Genomic DNA, 20,127 nt, shown 5'->3' with positions numbered 1-20,127 from the left:
AGCGATGGAAGTATTTTTGAAGGAGCTAATCAAAGAGAACATACTTAGTGAATCCCTAGGATTCTATATGAACTAGATTTGTCAGGGTGGCTAACTTGTAATTGCAATTTAAATTCAAATAAAAATAATCTACTTATTGGTATAGTTTATAAAGAAAACATAAAAACACATCCGATAGAAATTATTTCTATCGGATGTGTTTTACATGTAATTACTTTAAATATTTTACCATCAGTTTTTCTAGAAACGGCACCAAATCATCCTTCAACTCCGATCTCATCGCATATTCCATTGTTGTCTTCACAAAACCGATCTTATCTCCGACATCATAGCGATTCCCTTCAAAATCATAGGCATAGACTTCTGAATTCTCATTAACCTTCTGAATAGCATCTGTCAACTGGATTTCGCCGCCTGTGCCTATTTCCTGTTCATCCAAGTATTCAAATATATCTGGCGTCAGGACATATCTTCCCATGATGGCCAGTTGTGAATCTGTTGTGCCCAGTTTCGGTTTTTCTATCAGTTTATCCACTTTATACATACGGCCGTTTTGTTCTGTGCTTTCGATGATGCCGTAGCGTTCTGTCTCTTCTTTCGTTACGGTCTTCGCACCAATGACTGATTTGCCTGTCTGTTCGTAGACATTGATCAGCTGCTTGATGCCTGGTACTTCTGCGTCGACGATATCGTCTCCGAGTAGTACTGCGAATGGTTCATCACCGATAAACTGTTTTGCTGTCCAGACGGCGTGGCCGAGTCCGCGGGGTGCTTTCTGTCTGACGTAGAAGATGTTGGCGAGGTTGGTTGAGTGTTCGACTTTCTCCAGGAGGGCTGTCTTATTTTTTTCTTTCAGGTTCAGTTCCAGTTCCAGCTGTGTGTCGAAGTGATCTTCGATTGCACGTTTATGCTTCCCTGTGACGATGATGATGTCTTCTATTCCTGCTGCGACCGCTTCTTCGACTATATACTGGATAGTTGGGGTATCTAAGATAGGAAGCATTTCTTTTGGCATCGCTTTAGTCGCGGGTAAGAATCTTGATCCGAGTCCTGCTGCTGGGATGATGGCTTTCGTTACTTTTTTCATGATTTTCTCCTTAAATGTCATTTGGATTAATTATGATAACTTCATTTGTATTTTTACTTTTAATATAAATAGGCGACTGCAAGTTATTGAGTTTAAAGGATATTACACTTATCACTGTTTTGTTTTTATTAATAGATACTGATTGTTTTTCTATTTTTGATTGATATGAATTGATAGGGGGTGTCTGTATAATTTCAAGTTCAATGTTACTGCCTTCCTTTTCTTGAATGACAGAGAAAGTTTGATTAAAAGCCTCTAGTGGATTGATTTTTGCATCTGACTTATTCTTAGTCAAAAATGTAAGGTTTAGGGTACTGGTCGTATTATTACCTTCGACATCGTTTTTTGCTCTTAGTACTTTAATTTTATAATTATTATTTATGACACTGTTATCTCTTAGTATAGGCGCATTTTGAAAGTTTTTATTCTTCTGTTGTACACTAGTTTTACTGTCATTTGTATCTAGTTTTTTCTTTGTTGCTTCTTGTTTAGCCTTATCCATACCCTCTTTAATCTGTTCTTCTTCACTTTTACGGTTACAGGCTGTCAGTATTAAAAGAAAAATCAAAGAAATGATGACTACTTTTTTCATAAAATAATTCCTTTCCTTTACAGTTGTTGATAAAATAACGTTGATTATTGCACACAATTATATCATATATAAACGGTCTATAATATTGATTGCGATTTTCAGATTATGATAGTTGGTAAAAATAATAATGTAAAGTAGTACCATTAATGATATATTTATTTATATAAACTATGTGGAGGGACATAATGAACGAAACGTTTAATGTAGAAGAGTTTCTAAAGGTTATAAGAGAGAATTTCAAGTTAATTATTGGACTTATGATATTAGGAGGACTAATCGCAACAGCAATTACTGTTTTTCTAATCGAACCTAAATATCGAGCTAATACTCAAGTTTTAGTCAGTCAATCTCAGACTCAGGATACAATTACTAATACCGATATTCAAGCAAGTTTACAGCTTGTTAATACATATAGCGACATCATTAAATCGCCGTCTATTTTAGAAGAAGTTTCTGAAAACTTAGATTTAAAATATGGAACCGTTGGTCTTTCATCAATGGTTGATGTTTCAAGTCAGAACCAATCACAAGTGTTAAATATCAGTGTGACGGATCCAAGTCCATATAAAGCCGAAAAAATTGTCAATGAACTAGCCGAAGTATTTCAGAAAAAGATTCCTAAAATTATGAATGTTGATAATGTATCTATTCTTGCTAAAGCAGAAACTGGAGAGAATCCTCAGCCTATTTCACCTAAGCCCGCACTCAATATTGGTTTAGGCATCATATTAGGTGCCTTAATCGGACTAGCATTATCACTACTTAGAAATATTTTGGATAAACGTGTTTCGACTGAGGAAGATGTACAAAAGTATCTAGAATTACCTGTTATGGGTACTGTGGCTGAGTTTAAATAATGAGGAGTGAAAAAATGTTTAAAAAGAAAAATAAGCTGGACTATATCTCTGATCCAAGACAACTAATTGTACATAGTGAACCTAAGTCACCTATCAGCGAGCAGTATAGAACGATTCGAACGAATATTTTGTTTTCATCTGTTGATAAACAGATGAAAACAATTTTACTTACTTCAGGAGCTCCGAATGCCGGCAAGTCTACGACAGCTGCTAATGTAGCAATAGCCTTTGCTCAGACAGGTAAAAGAACTTTACTAATTGATTGTGATTTAAGAAGGCCCACTATGCATTATACATTTGAGACAAATAATGCTAATGGGCTTTCCAATGCAATTGTCAATGATTTATCTATTCAGGATTTAATCAAGCAGACAGACATCAAAGATTTGGAATTATTAACGGCTGGACCCATTCCGCCTAATCCTGCTGAGTTATTACAATCAAACAAAATGAAATCAATACTTAGTCATTTAGAATCCTGTTATGACCTTGTCATTTTAGATACACCGCCAGTCTTATCAGTAGCAGATGCGACGATTCTTAGTGATTTAGTAGATGGTGTTCTTATTGTAACCAACACGAAAACGAACAGCAGAGAAGAGTTGAGAAAAACAAAAGATTCTTTATTGAAAGCGAATGCGAACATTCTGGGAGTTGTCCTGAACAATAAGAAGATGACGACAAATGATAGTTATTATTACTATTATGGTGGTGACAAATAATGATTGATTTACACAATCACTTTCTGATTGATGTTGATGACGGGCCAGATAGCAAGGAAGATGCTCTGGCCCTTTTAATTCAGGCTGAGGAGCAAGGGATTACAGATATTATCGCCACGCCCCATCATCATTCTATGGACTGGTTTACGCCAAAAAATATAGTTCTTTCTAAGATTGATGAAATCAGAACTATTATTTCTGAGAATGGTCTTTCTATTAAAGTACATCCAGGGCAGGAAATTCGTATAAATGAAAATTTACTTAGTGAGTTTGATGATGACATCAATTTATCACTCAATCATTCAAGATATGTCCTTATTGAATTTCCTTTCTCTGATGTTCCTTATTTTGCAGAACAACTACTTTATGATTTACAGATGAAAGGTTTTACCCCTATCATTGCTCATCCTGAGAGATGTAAGCCCTTATTGAGAAGTCCTGACAAAATCTATAATATCGTTAGTAATGGGAGTTTGACGCAAGTAACTTGCAGTTCTATTACAGGGCGTCTCGGAGAGGATATGCAGGAAACCAGTTTAAAAATGATTAAACACAATCTGGTTCATTTTATTGCAAGCGACGCGCATGATGCAGAATTACGTCCTTTTGAGTTAAAGGATGCATATGAAGTGATTGAGAAACGTTTAGGAATTGAACTGGTTGAACGACTCAAATTTAATGCACAGGCTGTTATGCTTAATCAAGATGTAAAAATCAAAGCACCTAAAACGTTTGAAGTTTCGTATAGCAATAAAAGAAGAAAAAAGAAAAAAAAGTTTTTGAGTCTTTTTTTATGAAAGGATGATAGCATTTGAACTCTCAGCAGAGATATTTATTTTTATTGGTCATTGATTCAATTATTGTCACAATTTCTATATTTATTGGTTATTATTTATTATCTCCCTTCTATATGAATTACTCATTTGAGAAGCTTCTGATAGCATCATTAATTTTATTGGTCAGTCATCATGTCTTTGCTTACATATTTAATCTCTATCATAGAGCTTGGGAATATGCGAGTGTCAGAGAATTGATGGCTATTTTTAAAGCCGTTTCTTCCTCTATTATCTTTACCTATATTTTTAACTATATCTTTTTGCAAACTTCATTTACCAGATTAATGATTATTACATGGATGATGCATCTTCTCCTGATTGGTGGTTCAAGATTATCATGGCGTGTCTTCAGAACACGCGTCGTCGGTAAGGACTCTAAAATCAGGGATTTAAAATCAACACTTGTTGTAGGCGCTGGACGTGGAGGCTCATTATTAATTCGTCAGCTGCTTGATACACCTGCAATGGGAATGAAACCAGTAGTAGCTGTCGATGATGATAAGGCTAAACAGAGATTAGAACTGAACGGTGGTGTTAGAGTAGAAGGCACACGAGAAGATATCGGACACTTAGTCAATAAGTACGATATTAGAAAGATTGTCATCGCAATACCGTCATTAAGTAAGCATAAATTGAATGATATCTATGAGATTGCGATACATACTGATGTTGAAGTTCTGATTATGCCGAATATAGATGATGTCTTAGCTGGCAAACTGGAAGTATCTCAACTGAAAAAAGTAGAAGTAGAAGATTTGCTGGGCAGAGAGACAGTTGAACTTGATGTAGGTGAGATTTCACCCCAAATCAAAGGAAAGACTGTTTTGGTTACGGGTGCAGGAGGCAGTATCGGTTCTGAAATTGTCAGACAGATCACTAAATTTGAGCCGAGTAAAGTTGTGTTACTTGGACATGGTGAGAATAGTATTTATACCATCCTTGAAGAAATGGCGCTACTTGATAATACTGTGGAATATACTCCGGTCATTGCGGATGTACAGGATCGACATCGTATGTTCCATATCATGGAGACTTATCAACCACATATTGTCTATCACGCAGCGGCTCACAAGCATGTTCCATTAATGGAAGCGAATCCGAGCGAGAGCGTTAAAAACAATATTTACGGTACAAAAAATACAGCTGAAGCAGCGATTCATGCTAAAGTACTCAAATTTGTCATGATATCTACGGATAAAGCAGTAAATCCCCCTAATGTCATGGGTGCTACGAAACGTGTCGCAGAGATGATTATTCAGGGTCTTGATAAAAAGTCTTCAGACACTACACTTGTGGCTGTCAGATTTGGTAATGTGCTGGGCAGTCGAGGATCTGTTATACCTAAGTTTCGTAAACAGATCGAAGCAGGTGGACCAATTACAGTAACCGATGAGAAAATGACAAGATTTTTTATGACGATTCCAGAAGCATCGAGACTAGTAATTCAGGCAGGGGCACTCGCACGCGGTGGAGAAATTTTTGTACTGGATATGGGTGAACCCGTTAAAATTGTAGATTTAGCTAAAAATATGATCAGACTAAGCGGTTATACAGAAGAAGAAATTGGCATCCAGTTTTCAGGTATTCGTCCGGGTGAAAAACTATATGAAGAACTACTCAACAAAGATGAGATTCATTCAGAACAAGTATTTGAAAAAATTTATCTAGGCAAGGCTAAGGAAGTGGATCTGACGACATTGCTTGATTTTGTTGAACGAGTGATTCAGACAGGTGATTACAAGGCGTTGATTAAGCTGGTCAATAAGAAAAGTGAAAGCCGATGAAAAGGTTACTAGGTTTTTCTGCATCTACTATCTTTGTCGCAATTATCAATTTATGCAGTTTGATGATTTTAACACGCCTGTTTTCTCCGGGAGATTACGGTAAAGCAAATCTATTGATCAGCTATGCGGTTATTGTTAGTACGATAATATCATTTGCAGTCGATCAAGTACTGATTCACTATTTCTATAAAGTGAACTTAAAATCTGTCCTGATTAACTTCTGCAAATATTCATTTTTGATAGTGGCTATTATTGCGATTATTTTATTTTTTATTAAACCAGTTCTCAGTTTTTCAAATTTAGATTTAATACTGCTTGTGCTTTATTCTGTTGCCCTAGTCATCAACAAAATTTTTTTGACATTATTCCGTATGAAAAATGATTTCCGTAACTACTTCATTCAAGCCTGTTTTTCCAAAATAGCAGAGCTGGCTTTAATTGTGGCATTGCTTTTCTCATTAAGCGAGAGTTATTTTATATTATTGCTACCATTTGCTATAAGCGTAAGCTTGATCAGTCTTTTTCAGAGTCGATCTGCTTACAAGATTATCAATCATACGACTGAACAGCACTCAATTAGTCTTCATGAACAGATTTCATTCAGTCTGCCGCTTCTTTTCTCTATATTACTCACAACAGTGACACAGAATATAGATAAGATAACATTAAGTCACTTCGTTTCTGATGAAAAGATGGGGGTCTACTATACGAGTTTTAAACTCATTGGCCTAATCAGTATTGTATACACAGTGATCAGTCTGGTGTGGGTACCTAAAGCTGTTAAAATCAGTAGTCAGGAAACACAGCAGGATTCATCCTTTTACCTAGCTTCAGAATCTTTTCTACAGATTATCTGCTGTATCATCATTATTCTGTATCTTACTTTTAAAGATCTGATTATGATGTTACTGGGTAATGAATTTATGAACAGTTCAGATTTGATTGATATCCTGATAATCATCCCTGTAGTAATGGTTATTTCAGAAGTCTATTCTACCTACATTACCGTAAACAAAAGAACTAAATGTCATTTAGTCATCGCTATCATGATTTTAGTAATTAATAGTGTCTGCTCGTTTACCTTTTCAATGGTATGGGGAGTAGAAGGCGCTGCTTATTCCATGTTCCTCACTTATTTAGCAATTTATACATTACGCCTATATTATTATCAGAAAATAAGTAGTTATTCACTGTTCAGATTTCAGAATATTACTGGATATATGATTCTTGTCATTCTCTTTTCACATTCATTCATACATAATAGATATATCACAATAGCGGCAACTCTGATTATATTCATTATATTGTCTATAAACTTTAAAGATAAATCTAAGTTCTTCTTTAAAAGTATCTTAGATTAGAGAGGTCATTTATGGCAATCAAAAACTTCTATAAAATATTTACTATGGCATGTTTTACATTAATTTTTCTATACTGTCATCTTTTATCAATTAACTATAACCAGCTGAATACAGAAGAGAATATTTATAAAGTATCTATTATACTTTTCTTAAGTACATTTTTGTTTGGGTTTAAACTCATCAAATTTGATAAGAATACTATACGAATCTTAATCGTATACATCTTATTCTGGATTAGCTGCCTTGTTTCAATGAATGAACACCACGAGTTGCGTAATGAAATTGCATTGGTTTATCTTATATTGCCGTTGCTTGTACTGTTGAACAATAAAATCTATATGAATTTCAAGCCATTACTAATCAGTTCGGCTATATCCATCCTGCCTTTGTTAGTGAACATTCAGCATTCAAATACGTTCGGACTGCTTGTGACACTAGGTTTTGTCTGTCTGTTCATTGCTTTCACAAATGTATCGAATCTATACTTCATGATGATGGTTTTACCATTTTCACTATTTTTCATCTATGAGACGGGTTCTAGGACAGCGTTGCTCAGTTTCGTCATCTTTATTACTTTTTATTTGATCTATTTCTTAAGAAAAAGACGAGTTACTTATCTGAGTTTCTTGATTAATGTGGTCTTTCTCATAGCACTAGTTGCCTTCTCAGTACCTGTCATTACTCGATTTATTGATTTAGTTTTTCACAAGCGTTCGAATACAAATGACAACTTCCTCGCTGATAGACAGATATTCTGGGAAGGAACGATTCAATATGGCGTGCGCCTCTGGGGAAATGGGAAAAACTTTTTTATGCAGAATTTCTCAATTGGTGATTCACACAACCTATTTATTGAAATCCTTGGCATCTATGGACTACTGCCTTTAATGATCTTTTTAGTATTTGTACTGACGTTAATCATAGGCATATTCAGTGGATTCAGATTTTCAAAATATAAAGCAGCCTATTTCTTTATGTTTTTCTTTCTAACGAGTTTCACAGAAAATTTATTCTTTATCTATAACCGTTTAATTGTATATCATTTTATTTTCATATTATTCGTAACTTATGTCATCAATAGACAGTCAAAAAATGAGGAGGAAGTTAAATGAAGAAAATTCTAGTGACGGGAACTGCAGGTTTTATTGGGTGTAATTTAGCAAATAAATTGATGAAAAAGGGTCATGACGTTATCGGTATTGATAATATTAATGATTATTACTCAACTCAGTTGAAAGAAGATCGCATGAAAGCATTACTAGGTGAAAATTTTAAGAACTATAAGATTGATCTTCAGAATTACAAAGAAGTTGAGAAAGTCTTTCATGCTGAACAGCCTTCTATTGTCATCAATCTAGCGGCTCAGGCGGGTGTAAGGTATAGTCTTGAGAATCCTCATATTTATCTGGAAAGTAATATCAATGGCTTCTTGAATATTCTGGAATGCTGTCGCTTCGCCGACTGTGAACACTTGATTTATGCATCTTCAAGCTCAGTTTACGGTTCTAACAAAAGTTTGCCGTTTAAGACATCTGATAATGTCGATCACCCCATCAGTCTTTATGCTGCAACTAAGAAGAGCAATGAGCTAATGGCGCATACTTACAGTCATTTATTTAATATTCCAACGACTGGTCTCAGATTTTTTACTGTTTATGGTCCATGGGGTAGACCTGATATGGCACTATTTAAATTTACCGATTCAATCATTAATCGTAAACCGATAGATGTCTATAATAACGGTAACATGATGAGAGACTTTACATTTGTAGATGATATAGTTGAAGCTATTTCACGGTTGGTTACTCTACCGCCACAACGACAGGATGCATGTCAATCTTATTCACCTAATGAATCGGATGCGCCTTATAAAATTTATAATATCGGCAATAATGCACCTGTTAAACTGGAAGATTTCATCAACGCAATTGAAAAATCAACTGGTATTGCGGCAATTAAGAACTATATGGAGCTTCAGCCGGGCGATGTACCAGAGACTTATGCAGATGTATCCGACCTCTTTGAAACAATTGATTTTAAACCGAATACTTCTATTGAAAGTGGTGTTGAAAAATTTGTGAACTGGTATATTGATTACTACGATGTTGACCTTAAACAGGTAATCAATAATGAAAAATAAAAAAATACTTGAAATAGAAAGTTTAAGGATAATTGTTGCGCTGTTAGTGGCTATCTATCACATCTGGATGCACAAAGTATCTGGTGGTGTTGATGTCTTCTTCGTCATCACAGGTTTTCTGATCACTAAGTCACTTATCAGCACATATGATAGAACGAATACCGTGCAACCAGTCAGTTTTGTTCAACGATTATTGAAGCGACTGTATCCTCATATTGCAATAGTCATTGCTTTTGTTGTAGTGACCTTTTCGATCATTAGCCCGCAACTACAACTCAAAACATTTCTGTTAGATATATTTGCTTCTGCTACTTATCTGCAGAACTGGGCATTAATCAGTCAATACAATAGTTATATCGGATCTATTGATAGTAGTTCAATATTCAAGCACTTGTGGGCTACTTCTGTACAAGGTCAGTTCTATGTGATTTGGTCGGCGCTCTTCTTACTGCTGATTAAGTTGACAAGTAAAAAAAGTTCTATACTAAGAACTGTTCTAATGATCGCTTTTATTACCATATTCGTTCTGTCGCTGATTTTTTCTATTTATTTGACAGCAGTCAATCAGCAGAATGCTTACTATAATACATTTACTCGTTTATTTGAATTTGCTGCCGGTGCAATTATGTGTCTGGTTTATTCAAAAATATCTGTGAGTAAAGGAGTGAGTAATGTTTTCAGTATTATCGGCGTTTTCATGATACTGACGATGGGTTTATTTCTGAATATTGAAAACCTGTTTCCAGGTTATGTTGCACTTCTCCCGGTTCTGAGCGTTCTACTTGTCCTGATTTCAACACGTTCTAATGAACAATCGATGTTCAATCAACTTCTGACGAACAAATATATATTAGCGCTGGCACCGCTTGCTTATCCCTTTTACCTGTGGCATTGGATTGTATATGTCTATAGCTCGATTATTCTACAGAAAAAAGAATTTAATATAATCGAAGGTTTCTTGATTATCATCGGCGGGCTTTTATTAGCACATATTTCACATTTAATCATTAAGAATACTCGCAGACGATTACCAATTCTTGGGCTAATGGCACTGGCAGCAAGTCTTGTTATAATCTCGAATCAGACCATACAATATCAGCAGATTAAAGATCTTGATCTTAATAAAAAGATTGCTGAAGACGCTTATCTGGAAGATACAGCATTCAGGGGAGCACTTGACTATCAGAAACAACAGCAAACCTATACCGATTTGAAGCCAGCAGTCAACAATGCGAAGCATGATATAGGTACGCTATACAATGATAACTGTAACCAGATTGCGAAGAAAGATGAAGTCATCAGTTGTGACTACGGTAACAGAAAATCGGAACTGAAAGTCGCATTAGTCGGTGGTTCACATACTGTTCAGTGGTTCGATCCCATCAAGATTATCGCAGAACAGAGAGGCTTTCATCTTAAGACATATACAAAATTGGGTTGCCGCTTTACAGCTGAAAAGCTGAAAGACCAGGCATGCGTCAACTGGAATCAAAACGTCTTGAAGTCATTAAAAAAGGATCAGATTGATTTAGTGATTACGAATGCTGACATCAATAGTCCGGAATATCCGACTATTCCAACGGGTTACCTACAACAATTCAAAGAGTTAAAGCGCCAAAACATAAATGTTATTGCTTTTAGAGATACGCCTTGGTTCAAGAAAGATACACTTAAGTGTGTTAAAGAAAATTCTGATAATGTAACTCAATGTCAGTCAGATAAGAACGAAGTACTTTCCAAAGAAGATAAATGGCTCAAGATGGGACAGAAACCTGATAATGTGACTTATGCAGACTTTACACCTGTTTTATGTCCAAATGGAAAATGTTCAGTCGTACAGGGCAATGTATTAATGTACTGGGATTCACACCACTTAACAGAAAGTTATACAAAAACAATGACGCTTCATATTGATGAGGTAATTGTTCAGGCATTGAATGAATTATAACGCGAAGGAGAGATTATATGTGCCTAGTTTCTGTCATTATTCCTACATTTAATGTTGAACATGACATAATCAAATGTGTCGAATCTATATTAAATCAGTCATACAAAAATGTTGAAATTATTATTGTGGACGATGCAAGCACAGACCAGACTTATCAGCTGGTCAACCAAAAGTATGCAGACCATCCACAAATTAAGATCTTTCAGAATGAAATCAACTCAAAAGCAGCTTTTACACGAAATAAAGCGATTGAGCACGCAGAGGGAAAATATATTGCTGTACAGGATGCAGATGATTACAGCGATCAGTCACGACTGGAGAAACAGATAGATTTTCTTGAAACAAATCCGACTTATGATTTCGTTGGAAGTAATGCTTATAGTTATGATGAGAAAGGAATATGGAAAAAAACACATTTATTAGAGAATCCCGTACTTTCTGACTTCTATAAAGGTAAATTTCCATTTGTTCATGGTAGCATGATGTTCAAAAAAAGTGCGTTAGCCGCTGTCGATAATTATAGAGTGGCTAAGGAAACAGAAAGAGGCCAGGATGGAGATTTACTGATGCGGCTGTATCAGTCAGGCTTTAAGGGTCATAATCTTACTGATGCGCTTTATTACTATCAGGAAACCATTGAGACAGTGAGAAAACGTAACTTAAAACATAGAATAAAAGCAGTCAAGAATAAATTTAAGTATTACTCTGTTAAAGATCTGACTACTAAGGATAAGATTTTTATTATGCGAACATTAGTGATTGGTTTTATACCATCAAAAGTCTGGTATCAGATTATGAAATTCAGAGCGAGAAAGACATTAAAAAAATAAGGGGCTGATTTTATGAAGATTGGATTTGTCACGACATGGATGGAGCGCGGTGGCGCATATGTGACAAAGGCATATATTGACTTATTAAAAGACAATCATGAAGTTTTTGTCTATGCAAGAGGGGGCGTCCTACTAGCTAAAGGTGATCAGAACTGGGACAAAGATTACGTCACATGGGCTCCACGTCAATATTCAACTAATATAAGATTCTCGCATTTTAAGAAATGGATTGAAGAGAACGAGATAGACACGGTATTTTTTAACGAACAACAGGAAATTGAACCCGTCTTGTTATTGAAAAAACAGTTTCCGCAACTTAAAGTAGGAACTTATATTGATTATTATAAGGAAAATACAGTCAAGGATTTTGATATTTATGACTTTCTCATCTGTAATACAAAAAGGCATTATTCAGTTTTTAAGGATCATGCTCAGTGCTTTTACGTACCATGGGGAACTGATATAGAGACTTTCAAGCTACAGCAGCAACAATTTGACGAAATCGTGTTCTTCCATAGTTCAGGTTTGTCCAATAGAAAAGGGACCACTTATTTAGTAGATGCTTTTATGGATGAAACTATTTATCCATACGCTAAGCTGATTATTCATACTCAACAGGATTTTGAAAAAACATTCTCTTATTCTTTAGATGAACTGCAAAAATACAATATTCAAGTGATTGAAAAAACTGTAAGCGCACCGGGGCTCTATCATTTAGGAAATGTCTATGTGTATCCGACTAAACTGGATGGTCTTGGTTTAACGATGTACGAAGCATTAGCGTGCGGCCTACCGGTAATCGCGACAGATAATGCACCCATGAATGAAGTCATCAATAATAAGGTTGGAAGACTGGTCGAAGTAGAGAACTTCATTTGTAGAGCAGATGCTTATTACTGGCCTCTCTCAATCGTCAAACAGACATCTCTGATTGAACAGCTCCGTTATTTCATCGATCACAAAAATGAACTTCAGCAGATGAGTGATACTGCTAGGCAAGAAGCGGTGAATAAATGGAACTGGTTGGATAGAAAAGAGGAAATAGAAAGAATTTTCACTGAAACTAAGGTGATTGTTAAGGATGTACCTAATAGTTATTTCTCTAATATCAGAACAGATAGAAGAGTAATCAATGCAGTAGGTTCATCACGACTTTATTCTCTATATGACAAAATTGTAACTAAAATGAAGTAGAGGCGAGAACATGGTTAATTTTTTTTATGATAAGTCACCTATATTTTTACAGAATATATTAATTAGCTTGAAGGGGATACAAATATATCGTCAACGTTATAATAAACATTATAAAAAAGAATTAAACACCTTGCTCAAATCTAATGAATATCAACTACAGGAGAAACGTTTAAAACAATTCATAAAGTTTGCTCGTAAGAATAGCCGCTATTATTCAGAAGCATTATCTGGCTACAAAAGAAATATCGGTCTGTCTGATATGCACAATTTACCTGTTCTTGTAAAAGATGATATCCGCCAAAATATTGAAGATATCGTTACTAGAAAAAAGAATCTTATCGTTATGGAAACTGGTGGAAGTACAGGGAAGAAGCTAAAGTTTTATACAAATCCTTATGATATTTCAAGAAGAATCGCTTATCTTGACTACTTTAAATTAAAGCATGGTGTTAAAAAGGGAATGAGAAGAGCGAGTATAGGAGGCAGAGTGTTTATTCCAACAAATCAAAAGTCGAAAGTCTTTTGGCGGCATAACTACATGTTAAACCAGGTCCTCTTTTCGATATTTCATGCTGGCACTGAAAATATTAAGTACTATGTTGAAGAGCTCAATCGATTTAAGCCTAAGTCTATTGATGGAATCACAAGTGTGATTTATCGTATGGCGCAATATATAAATGAAAATCAAATTAAACTTACCTTTAAGCCCATTGCTATTTTTCCTACAGGGGAAACTCTGACTGATGAGATACGAAGTGAAATTGAAAAAGCATTTGGATGTAAAGTATTTGATCAATATGCTTCATCAGAAGGTGCTCCATTTATTACTGAAAGTGCTGACGGTAACTACGAAATATGTCCAGCTACAGGTTTTTATGAAATGGAACATATTGAAGGAAATATATATGAGATGTATGTCACGGCATTTTATACAACGACGACACCTCTTATTAGATATAAAATTGGTGATGCTGTTGAATTATTTGAACCGCTTAGTGAAAACTATAAGCAATCAGATATTAGAATAAAGCGATTAATTGGTAGAAATACTGATTATCTCATGTCAAATGAAATGGGAAAAGTCTATAATGTGAACTTAGCTTCTGTTGCCCGACAATTAGGAGGCAATATAATAGAGTCTCAGTTTATTCAAAATGAACTTGATGAAATCATTATTAATTTAGTAGTAGAAAAAGAGGAGGATAAAAAGATTATTGAAAAAAATTTGCATAAAGTGATGAATATTAGATTTGGACAGTCAACCCAATATGTTATCAATTATGTCGACCGTGTGGAAAAAACACAAGGCGGTAAAACGAAACTGACGGTTAACAACCTTGAATAATAATTGATTCTGTGACTATAATATTAAAATTCGGAATTAGAAATGAGATGTTTTAAATGGTTAATTTAATATATGATAAATCACCCATCTTTTTGCAGAATATCTTCATCAGTTTAAAAGGAATACAAATTTACAGGCAACGATATAATAAAGTTTATAGGAAAGAACTGAAAATTTTAAATGAAGAAAATGAATTTAATTTACAGAAAAAACGCTTCAAAAGTTTTATTAAATACACGCGTAAAAACAGTCCTTTCTATTCGCAGAAGTTATCACACCTAAAGAAGGAAATTTCTATGTCTGACATTGAGCTATTACCAATGCTGACTAAAGATGAGATACGCGAGCATGTTGATGAAATAGTAACTAGAAACAAAGGTTTGTTGCCTATGGGAACAAGTGGGACAACTGGTAAAAAACTAATTATTTATTCACATCCATATGATATATCCAGAAGAATTGCCTATCTTGATTATTTTAAAGCAAAGCATGGAGTAAAAAAAGGAATGAAGAGAGCAAGTATGGGTGGAAGAACATTTGTACCTGAAAAACAAAAGTCACACATATATTGGCGTCATAATTATATATTAAACCAACTTTTATTTTCTATTTACCATGCGAGTAATGAAAACATTATATATTATATTGAAGAACTGAACCGATTCAAACCTCAGTCAATAGATGGAGTGACTACAGTAATTTATAGAATCGCTAAATATATAAATAAGCATTCTATAGAACTGACTTTTAAACCAATAGCTATATTTCCAACAGCAGAAACATTAACTGTCACAGTGAAAAGTGAAATTGAAAAAGCATTCAGATGTAAAGTCTTTGACCAGTATTCATCATCAGAAGGTGCACCATTCATTGTAGAAAATGATAAAGGATATTATGATATATGTCCCGCGACAGGTTATTACGAGCTCGAAAGAATAGAAGGTAATATTTATGAGATCACAGTTACTTCATTTTACACAACGACAACACCGCTCATAAGATATAGAATTGGAGATGCTGTTGAATTATTCGATACACTTCCTGAAAACTATACGCAATCTGACATTAAAATTAAGCGAATCATTGGTCGTAAAAATGATTATTTAGTCTCTAATGAAAAAGGAAAAGTGTACAGTGCAATACTTTCTGCAACAGTTAGAAAAACAGAAGGTAATTTTATTGAATGCCAATTTATTCAAAATAAAATGGACGAGGTCATCATCAATTTTGTAATAGAAGGTGTTAATGACAAAAAAACTATTGAACATAGCATTAAAGAATTAATGAAAGTTCGCTTTAGTGAATCAACTGAATACAATGTCAGATTTGTTGAGGAACTTGAAAGTACTGATGGTGGAAAAACAAGATTTATTATTAATAACTTAAATAGGGAGCTGTCATAAATGAAGAGAAAATTAGCAGTTGTGGGTCTAGGATACGTAGGATTACCTGTTGCGGTTGCGTTCGGCAATAAACAGGAAGTGATTGGTTTTGATATTAACGAGGAAAGAATTAGTGAGTTAAAAGTAGGACATGACCGGACGCATGAAGTAGATAATGCAACATTAGAGCAATCAAATATTATCTTCACCAGCAATAAAGAAGATTTAAGAAAAGTTGATTTCATCATTGTGGCGGTTCCTACACCTATTAATGAACATAATCAACCAGATTTGACACCTTTACTTAAAGCAAGTGAGACAGTAGGTTCAGTGCTATCTGAAGGCACAATAGTTGTCTTCGAGTCGACAGTTTATCCGGGAGCAACTATGGAAGATTGCGTACCTGTTCTGGAAAAAAATTCTGGTATGAAGAATGGAGAAGACTTTTTTGTTGGATATTCACCAGAGCGAATCAATCCCGGAGATAAAGTACACACTTTTGAAACGATTACTAAAGTTGTAAGTGGACAGACACCTGAAGTACTTGAAATTGTCGCAGAAGTATATTCATCAGTCGTTAAGGCGGGTGTACATAAAGCATCTTCAATAGCAGTTGCAGAAGCCGCTAAAGTTATTGAAAATACACAACGTGATGTAAATATTGCATTAATGAACGAACTTGCACTAATTTTTGATAAAGCAGGTATTAAAACAAAAGATGTATTAGAAGCTGCAGGGACAAAATGGAACTTCTTAAAATTCCATCCGGGATTAGTTGGCGGACATTGTATAGGTGTAGATCCTTATTACTTAACGCATAAAGCCCAGGAACTTGGACATCACCCAGAAGTTATTTTATCTGGCCGTCGTATTAATGACAGTATGGGAAAATATATTGCCTCAAAAGTTATAAAAGAAATGCTTAAGAAAAACTTATCTATTTCTAATGCGTCCATCAATTTATTAGGTTTGACTTTTAAAGAGAACTGTCCAGATTTAAGAAATACAAAAGTGCTCGATATTATCAGAGAATTGGAAGATTATGGACTTAAAATTAATATTAATGATGTTGAAGCAGATAAAAAAGAAGCTAAAAAGTTCTATAATATAGAACTTTTCGATAGTAGCGAACTACCTGAGACAGATGTACTGATCATTGCTGTTGCTCATTCAGATTATATCAACAATAAAACTAAATATTTAAGCAAGTTATCTGATAATGGCTTGATTATCGATATAAAAGGTATTATTAATGACTCAGACTTATCAGGTAGTCAGACGAAATGGAGCCTGTAATATTATAAAGGAGACCATATGAAAATTTTGCAGATAACAGCTATTGATATGACGATGAATAATTTCTTAAGACCGTTAAACATCGCTTCAAAAAAAGCGGGCTGGGAAGTACATTGTGCTTGCTCTGAAGGTCCATTTACTGACGATATCAAGAAGGATAATTTTAAATTTCATCACGTTAACATTGATAGAAAAATAAAACCTATTTCTAATATTAAATCGATTATTCAAATCATTAGACTGATTAGAAGAATTAAACCGGATATCGTTCATGTTCATACACCAGTAGCCTCCGTACTTGGTAGGGTTGCTGCAAAAATAGCTGGTGCCCCTACCATTATATACACAGCACATGGTTTCTATTTTCATGAAGGTATGAATAAAAAACAATATAAGTTATTTTTTAATATAGAGAAGTACATTGGTAGATTCTGTACAGACTATATTCTTACTCAGAGTCAGGAAGATTATCAAATAGCAAAAGATAATAAGTTTCTAAAAACTAAATATAATAAAAATTATGTTTGTATTAGCAATGGTATTGATTTAGATCAAAAGTATAACATTGAACTTAAAAATCCAGCTCTCCATCAGAAAATCAGAAAAGAATTGAATATACCTGAAAATCATTTGATTGTTACATTTATAGGTAGACTTGTAAAAGAAAAAGGTATAATAGATTTATTAAATGCATTCCATCATTTATCAGATAAAAATGTAACATTCATTATTTTGGGCGGGCTTCCTCAAGGTGAGCGTGATGTTGAGACATACCATAAACTGGAAGTATATAGAAGTAAAGAAAACTTTAAGTTTATGGGACATGTTTCAAATGCTGATGAATACTTATTTATATCTGATATTTTTTCATTACCATCTTATAGAGAAGGAATGCCTCGTTCAATCATAGAAGCTATGGCTATGAAAAACGCAATTCTTGCTACTAATATTCGCGGCAGTCGTGAGGAAGTACTTCACGGTGAAACTGGTTATTTGTTCCAGGTTAATGATAGTAAAAAAATGGCACAATATATAGATGAGCTTAATAATAATCGTGAAATGCTTGAAAACATGAAAGAGGCGGGATTACAACGAGCTCAAGGTTTATACGATGAAAATGATGTTGTAAAGAAACAACTTGAAATTTTTGATAAGGAGGTAAATAAATGAAACTATTGGTTACAGGAGCAACTGGACATTCTGGTACATTCTTCCTCGAAAAACTTAATAAAAATTCGAAGGATATTAAATTAATTCGATGCTTAGTAAGACCGACGACTGATATTTCTATTCTTAAAGGTTTTAAAAACTTGAATATTGAAACAGTAGAAGGAGATATTGAAGATCAAAAATTTTTAGAATCGGTTACAAGAGATATAGATACGATTCTAAATATTGCTAACATCCGTTTTACGGCAAAACTTCAAGAAGCTGCTCTAAAAAATAATGTAGACTGGCTAATTGCAGTCCATACTACTGGAAGATATTCGAAATTTAAATCAGCTTCTAAGGAATACATTGAAATAGAAGATAAACTATTGAATGAGAGAAAAATGGATTTGACTATTTTAAGACCTACAATGATATATGGGTCGATGAAAGACCATAATATGAGTAAATTAATAAAGTTTTTAGATAAAAGTAAATTTTTCCCTATTTTTGGTAATGGTAAAAATCTGTTGCAACCTGTAAGAGCACAAGATTTAGCTCAAGCTTATTATGATGTCATCATGCATCCAGAAGTGTGTAAAAACAAAGAGTACGATTTGTCTGGTCAGGACGAAATTACTTATAATGAAATAATTAGATTGATTTCATATGAATTAAACCGTAACACGGTTAAAATTAATATGCCTATTAATCTCTCATATTGTTTAGCAAATTATGGGCAGAAGTACATACCTAAGTTTCCTATAAAAGGAGAACAAGTTTTAAGGATGCAAGAAGATAAAGTATTTTCTCACGAACAAGCTCGTAAAGACTTCGGTTATGCGCCTTTAAGTTTTGAAAAGGGCATTAAAAATCAAGTACAAGAATATCTTCAGAAGAAGAGAGTGCCCCAAAAATGATTAAAAGAGCATTCGATTTATCCTCATCAGTTGTAGGATTAGTGGCTTTATCACCTATCTTAGTCGCGACAGCTATCGCAATTAAAGTAGATTCAGATGGTCCGGTATTATTTAAACAAAAACGCCCTGGTAAGGATAATGAATTATTCGACATCTATAAATTCAGATCAATGGCAGTAGATACTCCAAACGTTGAGACAGCTAAGTTAGGCCAGGGAGTCTCCTATATAACAAAAGTGGGTCACTTTATTAGAAGGACTTCGATTGATGAATTACCTCAACTTATTAATGTTGCTAAGGGAGAAATGTCAATTGTAGGCCCCCGTCCAGCTTTATTTAATCAATATGACCTTATAGAAATGAGAACTGCAGTGAATGTTCATACTATTAAACCTGGCATAACCGGTTTAGCTCAAGTTATGGGAAGAGATGAAATTTCAGATATTGAAAAAGTAGCATATGATCAATATTATTTAGAACATCAAACTTTTATTTTTGATATGTGGATTATTTATAAAACATTTGTCAATGTCATTAAAAGCGAGGGCATTACGCATTAAAATTATTTCTTTCTAAATTACAATTACAAGTTAGCCACCCTGACAAATCTAGTTCATATAGAATCCTAGGGATTCACTCAGTATGATCTCTTTGATTAGCTCCCTCAAAAATACTTCCATCGCC

Annotated in this window: 18 protein-coding genes; 16 read left to right on the top strand and 2 right to left on the bottom strand. The window is 34.3% G+C overall.

Annotated features, from left to right (window positions below; genetic code table 11):
- Positions 1 to 211 precede the first annotated feature (211 nt).
- Positions 212 to 1,087: a UTP--glucose-1-phosphate uridylyltransferase GalU gene (galU, locus tag ERX27_RS10595; protein ID WP_133432778.1), complete on the bottom strand. Its 876-nt coding sequence runs from the start codon at positions 1,085 to 1,087 to the stop codon at positions 212 to 214.
- A gap of 10 nt (positions 1,088 to 1,097) precedes the next feature.
- Positions 1,098 to 1,679 (bottom strand): DUF5067 domain-containing protein, encoded by a 582-nt coding sequence (locus tag ERX27_RS10590; protein WP_133432777.1) that lies wholly within the window; start codon positions 1,677 to 1,679, stop codon positions 1,098 to 1,100.
- A gap of 185 nt (positions 1,680 to 1,864) precedes the next feature.
- Between ERX27_RS10590 and ERX27_RS10585 the strand changes: the two genes are divergently transcribed.
- Genes ERX27_RS10585 through ERX27_RS10515 form a run of 16 tightly spaced genes read left to right on the top strand, consistent with a single transcriptional unit; the run spans position 1,865 to position 20,003 of the window.
- Positions 1,865 to 2,536 carry a YveK family protein gene (locus ERX27_RS10585; RefSeq protein WP_133432776.1) on the top strand — a complete coding sequence of 224 codons (672 nt, stop codon included), beginning with the start codon at positions 1,865 to 1,867 and terminating at the stop codon, positions 2,534 to 2,536.
- A 14-nt stretch (positions 2,537 to 2,550) separates the two neighbouring features.
- The gene (locus tag ERX27_RS10580) at positions 2,551 to 3,258 is read left to right on the top strand and encodes a CpsD/CapB family tyrosine-protein kinase (RefSeq protein ID WP_133432775.1); all 708 of its coding nucleotides are present in this window, start codon (positions 2,551 to 2,553) and stop codon (positions 3,256 to 3,258) included.
- On the top strand, positions 3,258 to 4,055 hold the full coding sequence (locus tag ERX27_RS10575) for a tyrosine-protein phosphatase (protein WP_133432774.1): 798 nt from the start codon (positions 3,258 to 3,260) through the stop codon (positions 4,053 to 4,055). The genes ERX27_RS10580 and ERX27_RS10575 overlap by 1 nt, the downstream gene beginning before the upstream one ends.
- 14 nt (positions 4,056 to 4,069) lie before the next feature.
- Entirely contained in the window at positions 4,070 to 5,878 is a 1,809-nt protein-coding gene (locus ERX27_RS10570; protein ID WP_165983154.1) for a polysaccharide biosynthesis protein, read from the top strand.
- Positions 5,875 to 7,239 carry a lipopolysaccharide biosynthesis protein gene (locus ERX27_RS10565; RefSeq protein ID WP_133432773.1) on the top strand — a complete coding sequence of 455 codons (1,365 nt, stop codon included), beginning with the start codon at positions 5,875 to 5,877 and terminating at the stop codon, positions 7,237 to 7,239. The genes ERX27_RS10570 and ERX27_RS10565 overlap by 4 nt, the downstream gene beginning before the upstream one ends.
- A gap of 11 nt (positions 7,240 to 7,250) precedes the next feature.
- Positions 7,251 to 8,351 carry an O-antigen ligase family protein gene (locus ERX27_RS11665; protein ID WP_424960618.1) on the top strand — a complete coding sequence of 367 codons (1,101 nt, stop codon included), beginning with the start codon at positions 7,251 to 7,253 and terminating at the stop codon, positions 8,349 to 8,351.
- Positions 8,348 to 9,379, top strand: coding sequence for an NAD-dependent epimerase (locus ERX27_RS10560; RefSeq protein WP_133432772.1), 1,032 nt, complete (start codon positions 8,348 to 8,350; stop codon positions 9,377 to 9,379). Before ERX27_RS11665 ends, ERX27_RS10560 begins: the two co-directional genes overlap by 4 nt.
- Positions 9,369 to 11,327: an acyltransferase family protein gene (locus ERX27_RS10555; RefSeq protein WP_133432771.1), complete on the top strand. Its 1,959-nt coding sequence runs from the start codon at positions 9,369 to 9,371 to the stop codon at positions 11,325 to 11,327. The genes ERX27_RS10560 and ERX27_RS10555 overlap by 11 nt, the downstream gene beginning before the upstream one ends.
- A 17-nt stretch (positions 11,328 to 11,344) precedes the next feature.
- A complete protein-coding gene (locus tag ERX27_RS10550) occupies positions 11,345 to 12,157 on the top strand; it encodes a glycosyltransferase family 2 protein (RefSeq protein WP_133432770.1) in 813 nt (270 codons plus the stop codon).
- Positions 12,158 to 12,169: 12 nt separating this feature from the next.
- Complete coding sequence (locus ERX27_RS10545; RefSeq protein WP_133432769.1) at positions 12,170 to 13,351, top strand: glycosyltransferase family 4 protein; 1,182 nt, start codon at positions 12,170 to 12,172, stop codon at positions 13,349 to 13,351.
- A 10-nt stretch (positions 13,352 to 13,361) separates the two neighbouring features.
- A complete protein-coding gene (locus ERX27_RS10540; RefSeq protein WP_133432768.1) occupies positions 13,362 to 14,696 on the top strand; it encodes a phenylacetate--CoA ligase family protein in 1,335 nt (444 codons plus the stop codon).
- A 56-nt stretch (positions 14,697 to 14,752) separates the two neighbouring features.
- Positions 14,753 to 16,099 carry a phenylacetate--CoA ligase family protein gene (locus ERX27_RS10535; RefSeq protein ID WP_133432767.1) on the top strand — a complete coding sequence of 449 codons (1,347 nt, stop codon included), beginning with the start codon at positions 14,753 to 14,755 and terminating at the stop codon, positions 16,097 to 16,099.
- A complete protein-coding gene (locus ERX27_RS10530; protein WP_133432766.1) occupies positions 16,100 to 17,374 on the top strand; it encodes a nucleotide sugar dehydrogenase in 1,275 nt (424 codons plus the stop codon).
- 18 nt (positions 17,375 to 17,392) lie between these two features.
- Positions 17,393 to 18,544 (top strand): glycosyltransferase family 4 protein, encoded by a 1,152-nt coding sequence (locus ERX27_RS10525; RefSeq protein WP_133432765.1) that lies wholly within the window; start codon positions 17,393 to 17,395, stop codon positions 18,542 to 18,544.
- Entirely contained in the window at positions 18,541 to 19,443 is a 903-nt protein-coding gene (locus tag ERX27_RS10520) for an SDR family oxidoreductase (protein WP_133432764.1), read from the top strand. Before ERX27_RS10525 ends, ERX27_RS10520 begins: the two co-directional genes overlap by 4 nt.
- Positions 19,443 to 20,003, top strand: coding sequence for a sugar transferase (locus tag ERX27_RS10515; protein WP_133432779.1), 561 nt, complete (start codon positions 19,443 to 19,445; stop codon positions 20,001 to 20,003). The genes ERX27_RS10520 and ERX27_RS10515 overlap by 1 nt, the downstream gene beginning before the upstream one ends.
- Positions 20,004 to 20,127 lie beyond the last annotated feature (124 nt).

The organism is Macrococcus brunensis (genome assembly GCF_004359615.1).
Lineage (GTDB): Bacteria > Bacillota > Bacilli > Staphylococcales > Staphylococcaceae > Macrococcus > Macrococcus brunensis.
This window is presented reverse-complemented; position numbering and strand designations above follow the sequence as displayed.

Coding starts and splice junctions, on each gene's coding strand:
- galU (WP_133432778.1), bottom strand. CDS start 1,087: ATGAAAAAAGTAACGAAAGCCATCATCCCAGCAGCAGGACTCGGATCA.
- ERX27_RS10590 (WP_133432777.1), bottom strand. CDS start 1,679: ATGAAAAAAGTAGTCATCATTTCTTTGATTTTTCTTTTAATACTGACA.
- ERX27_RS10585 (WP_133432776.1), top strand. CDS start 1,865: ATGAACGAAACGTTTAATGTAGAAGAGTTTCTAAAGGTTATAAGAGAG.
- ERX27_RS10580 (WP_133432775.1), top strand. CDS start 2,551: ATGTTTAAAAAGAAAAATAAGCTGGACTATATCTCTGATCCAAGACAA.
- ERX27_RS10575 (WP_133432774.1), top strand. CDS start 3,258: ATGATTGATTTACACAATCACTTTCTGATTGATGTTGATGACGGGCCA.
- ERX27_RS10565 (WP_133432773.1), top strand. CDS start 5,875: ATGAAAAGGTTACTAGGTTTTTCTGCATCTACTATCTTTGTCGCAATT.
- ERX27_RS11665 (WP_424960618.1), top strand. CDS start 7,251: ATGGCAATCAAAAACTTCTATAAAATATTTACTATGGCATGTTTTACA.
- ERX27_RS10560 (WP_133432772.1), top strand. CDS start 8,348: ATGAAGAAAATTCTAGTGACGGGAACTGCAGGTTTTATTGGGTGTAAT.
- ERX27_RS10555 (WP_133432771.1), top strand. CDS start 9,369: ATGAAAAATAAAAAAATACTTGAAATAGAAAGTTTAAGGATAATTGTT.
- ERX27_RS10550 (WP_133432770.1), top strand. CDS start 11,345: ATGTGCCTAGTTTCTGTCATTATTCCTACATTTAATGTTGAACATGAC.
- ERX27_RS10545 (WP_133432769.1), top strand. CDS start 12,170: ATGAAGATTGGATTTGTCACGACATGGATGGAGCGCGGTGGCGCATAT.
- ERX27_RS10540 (WP_133432768.1), top strand. CDS start 13,362: ATGGTTAATTTTTTTTATGATAAGTCACCTATATTTTTACAGAATATA.
- ERX27_RS10535 (WP_133432767.1), top strand. CDS start 14,753: ATGGTTAATTTAATATATGATAAATCACCCATCTTTTTGCAGAATATC.
- ERX27_RS10530 (WP_133432766.1), top strand. CDS start 16,100: ATGAAGAGAAAATTAGCAGTTGTGGGTCTAGGATACGTAGGATTACCT.
- ERX27_RS10525 (WP_133432765.1), top strand. CDS start 17,393: ATGAAAATTTTGCAGATAACAGCTATTGATATGACGATGAATAATTTC.
- ERX27_RS10520 (WP_133432764.1), top strand. CDS start 18,541: ATGAAACTATTGGTTACAGGAGCAACTGGACATTCTGGTACATTCTTC.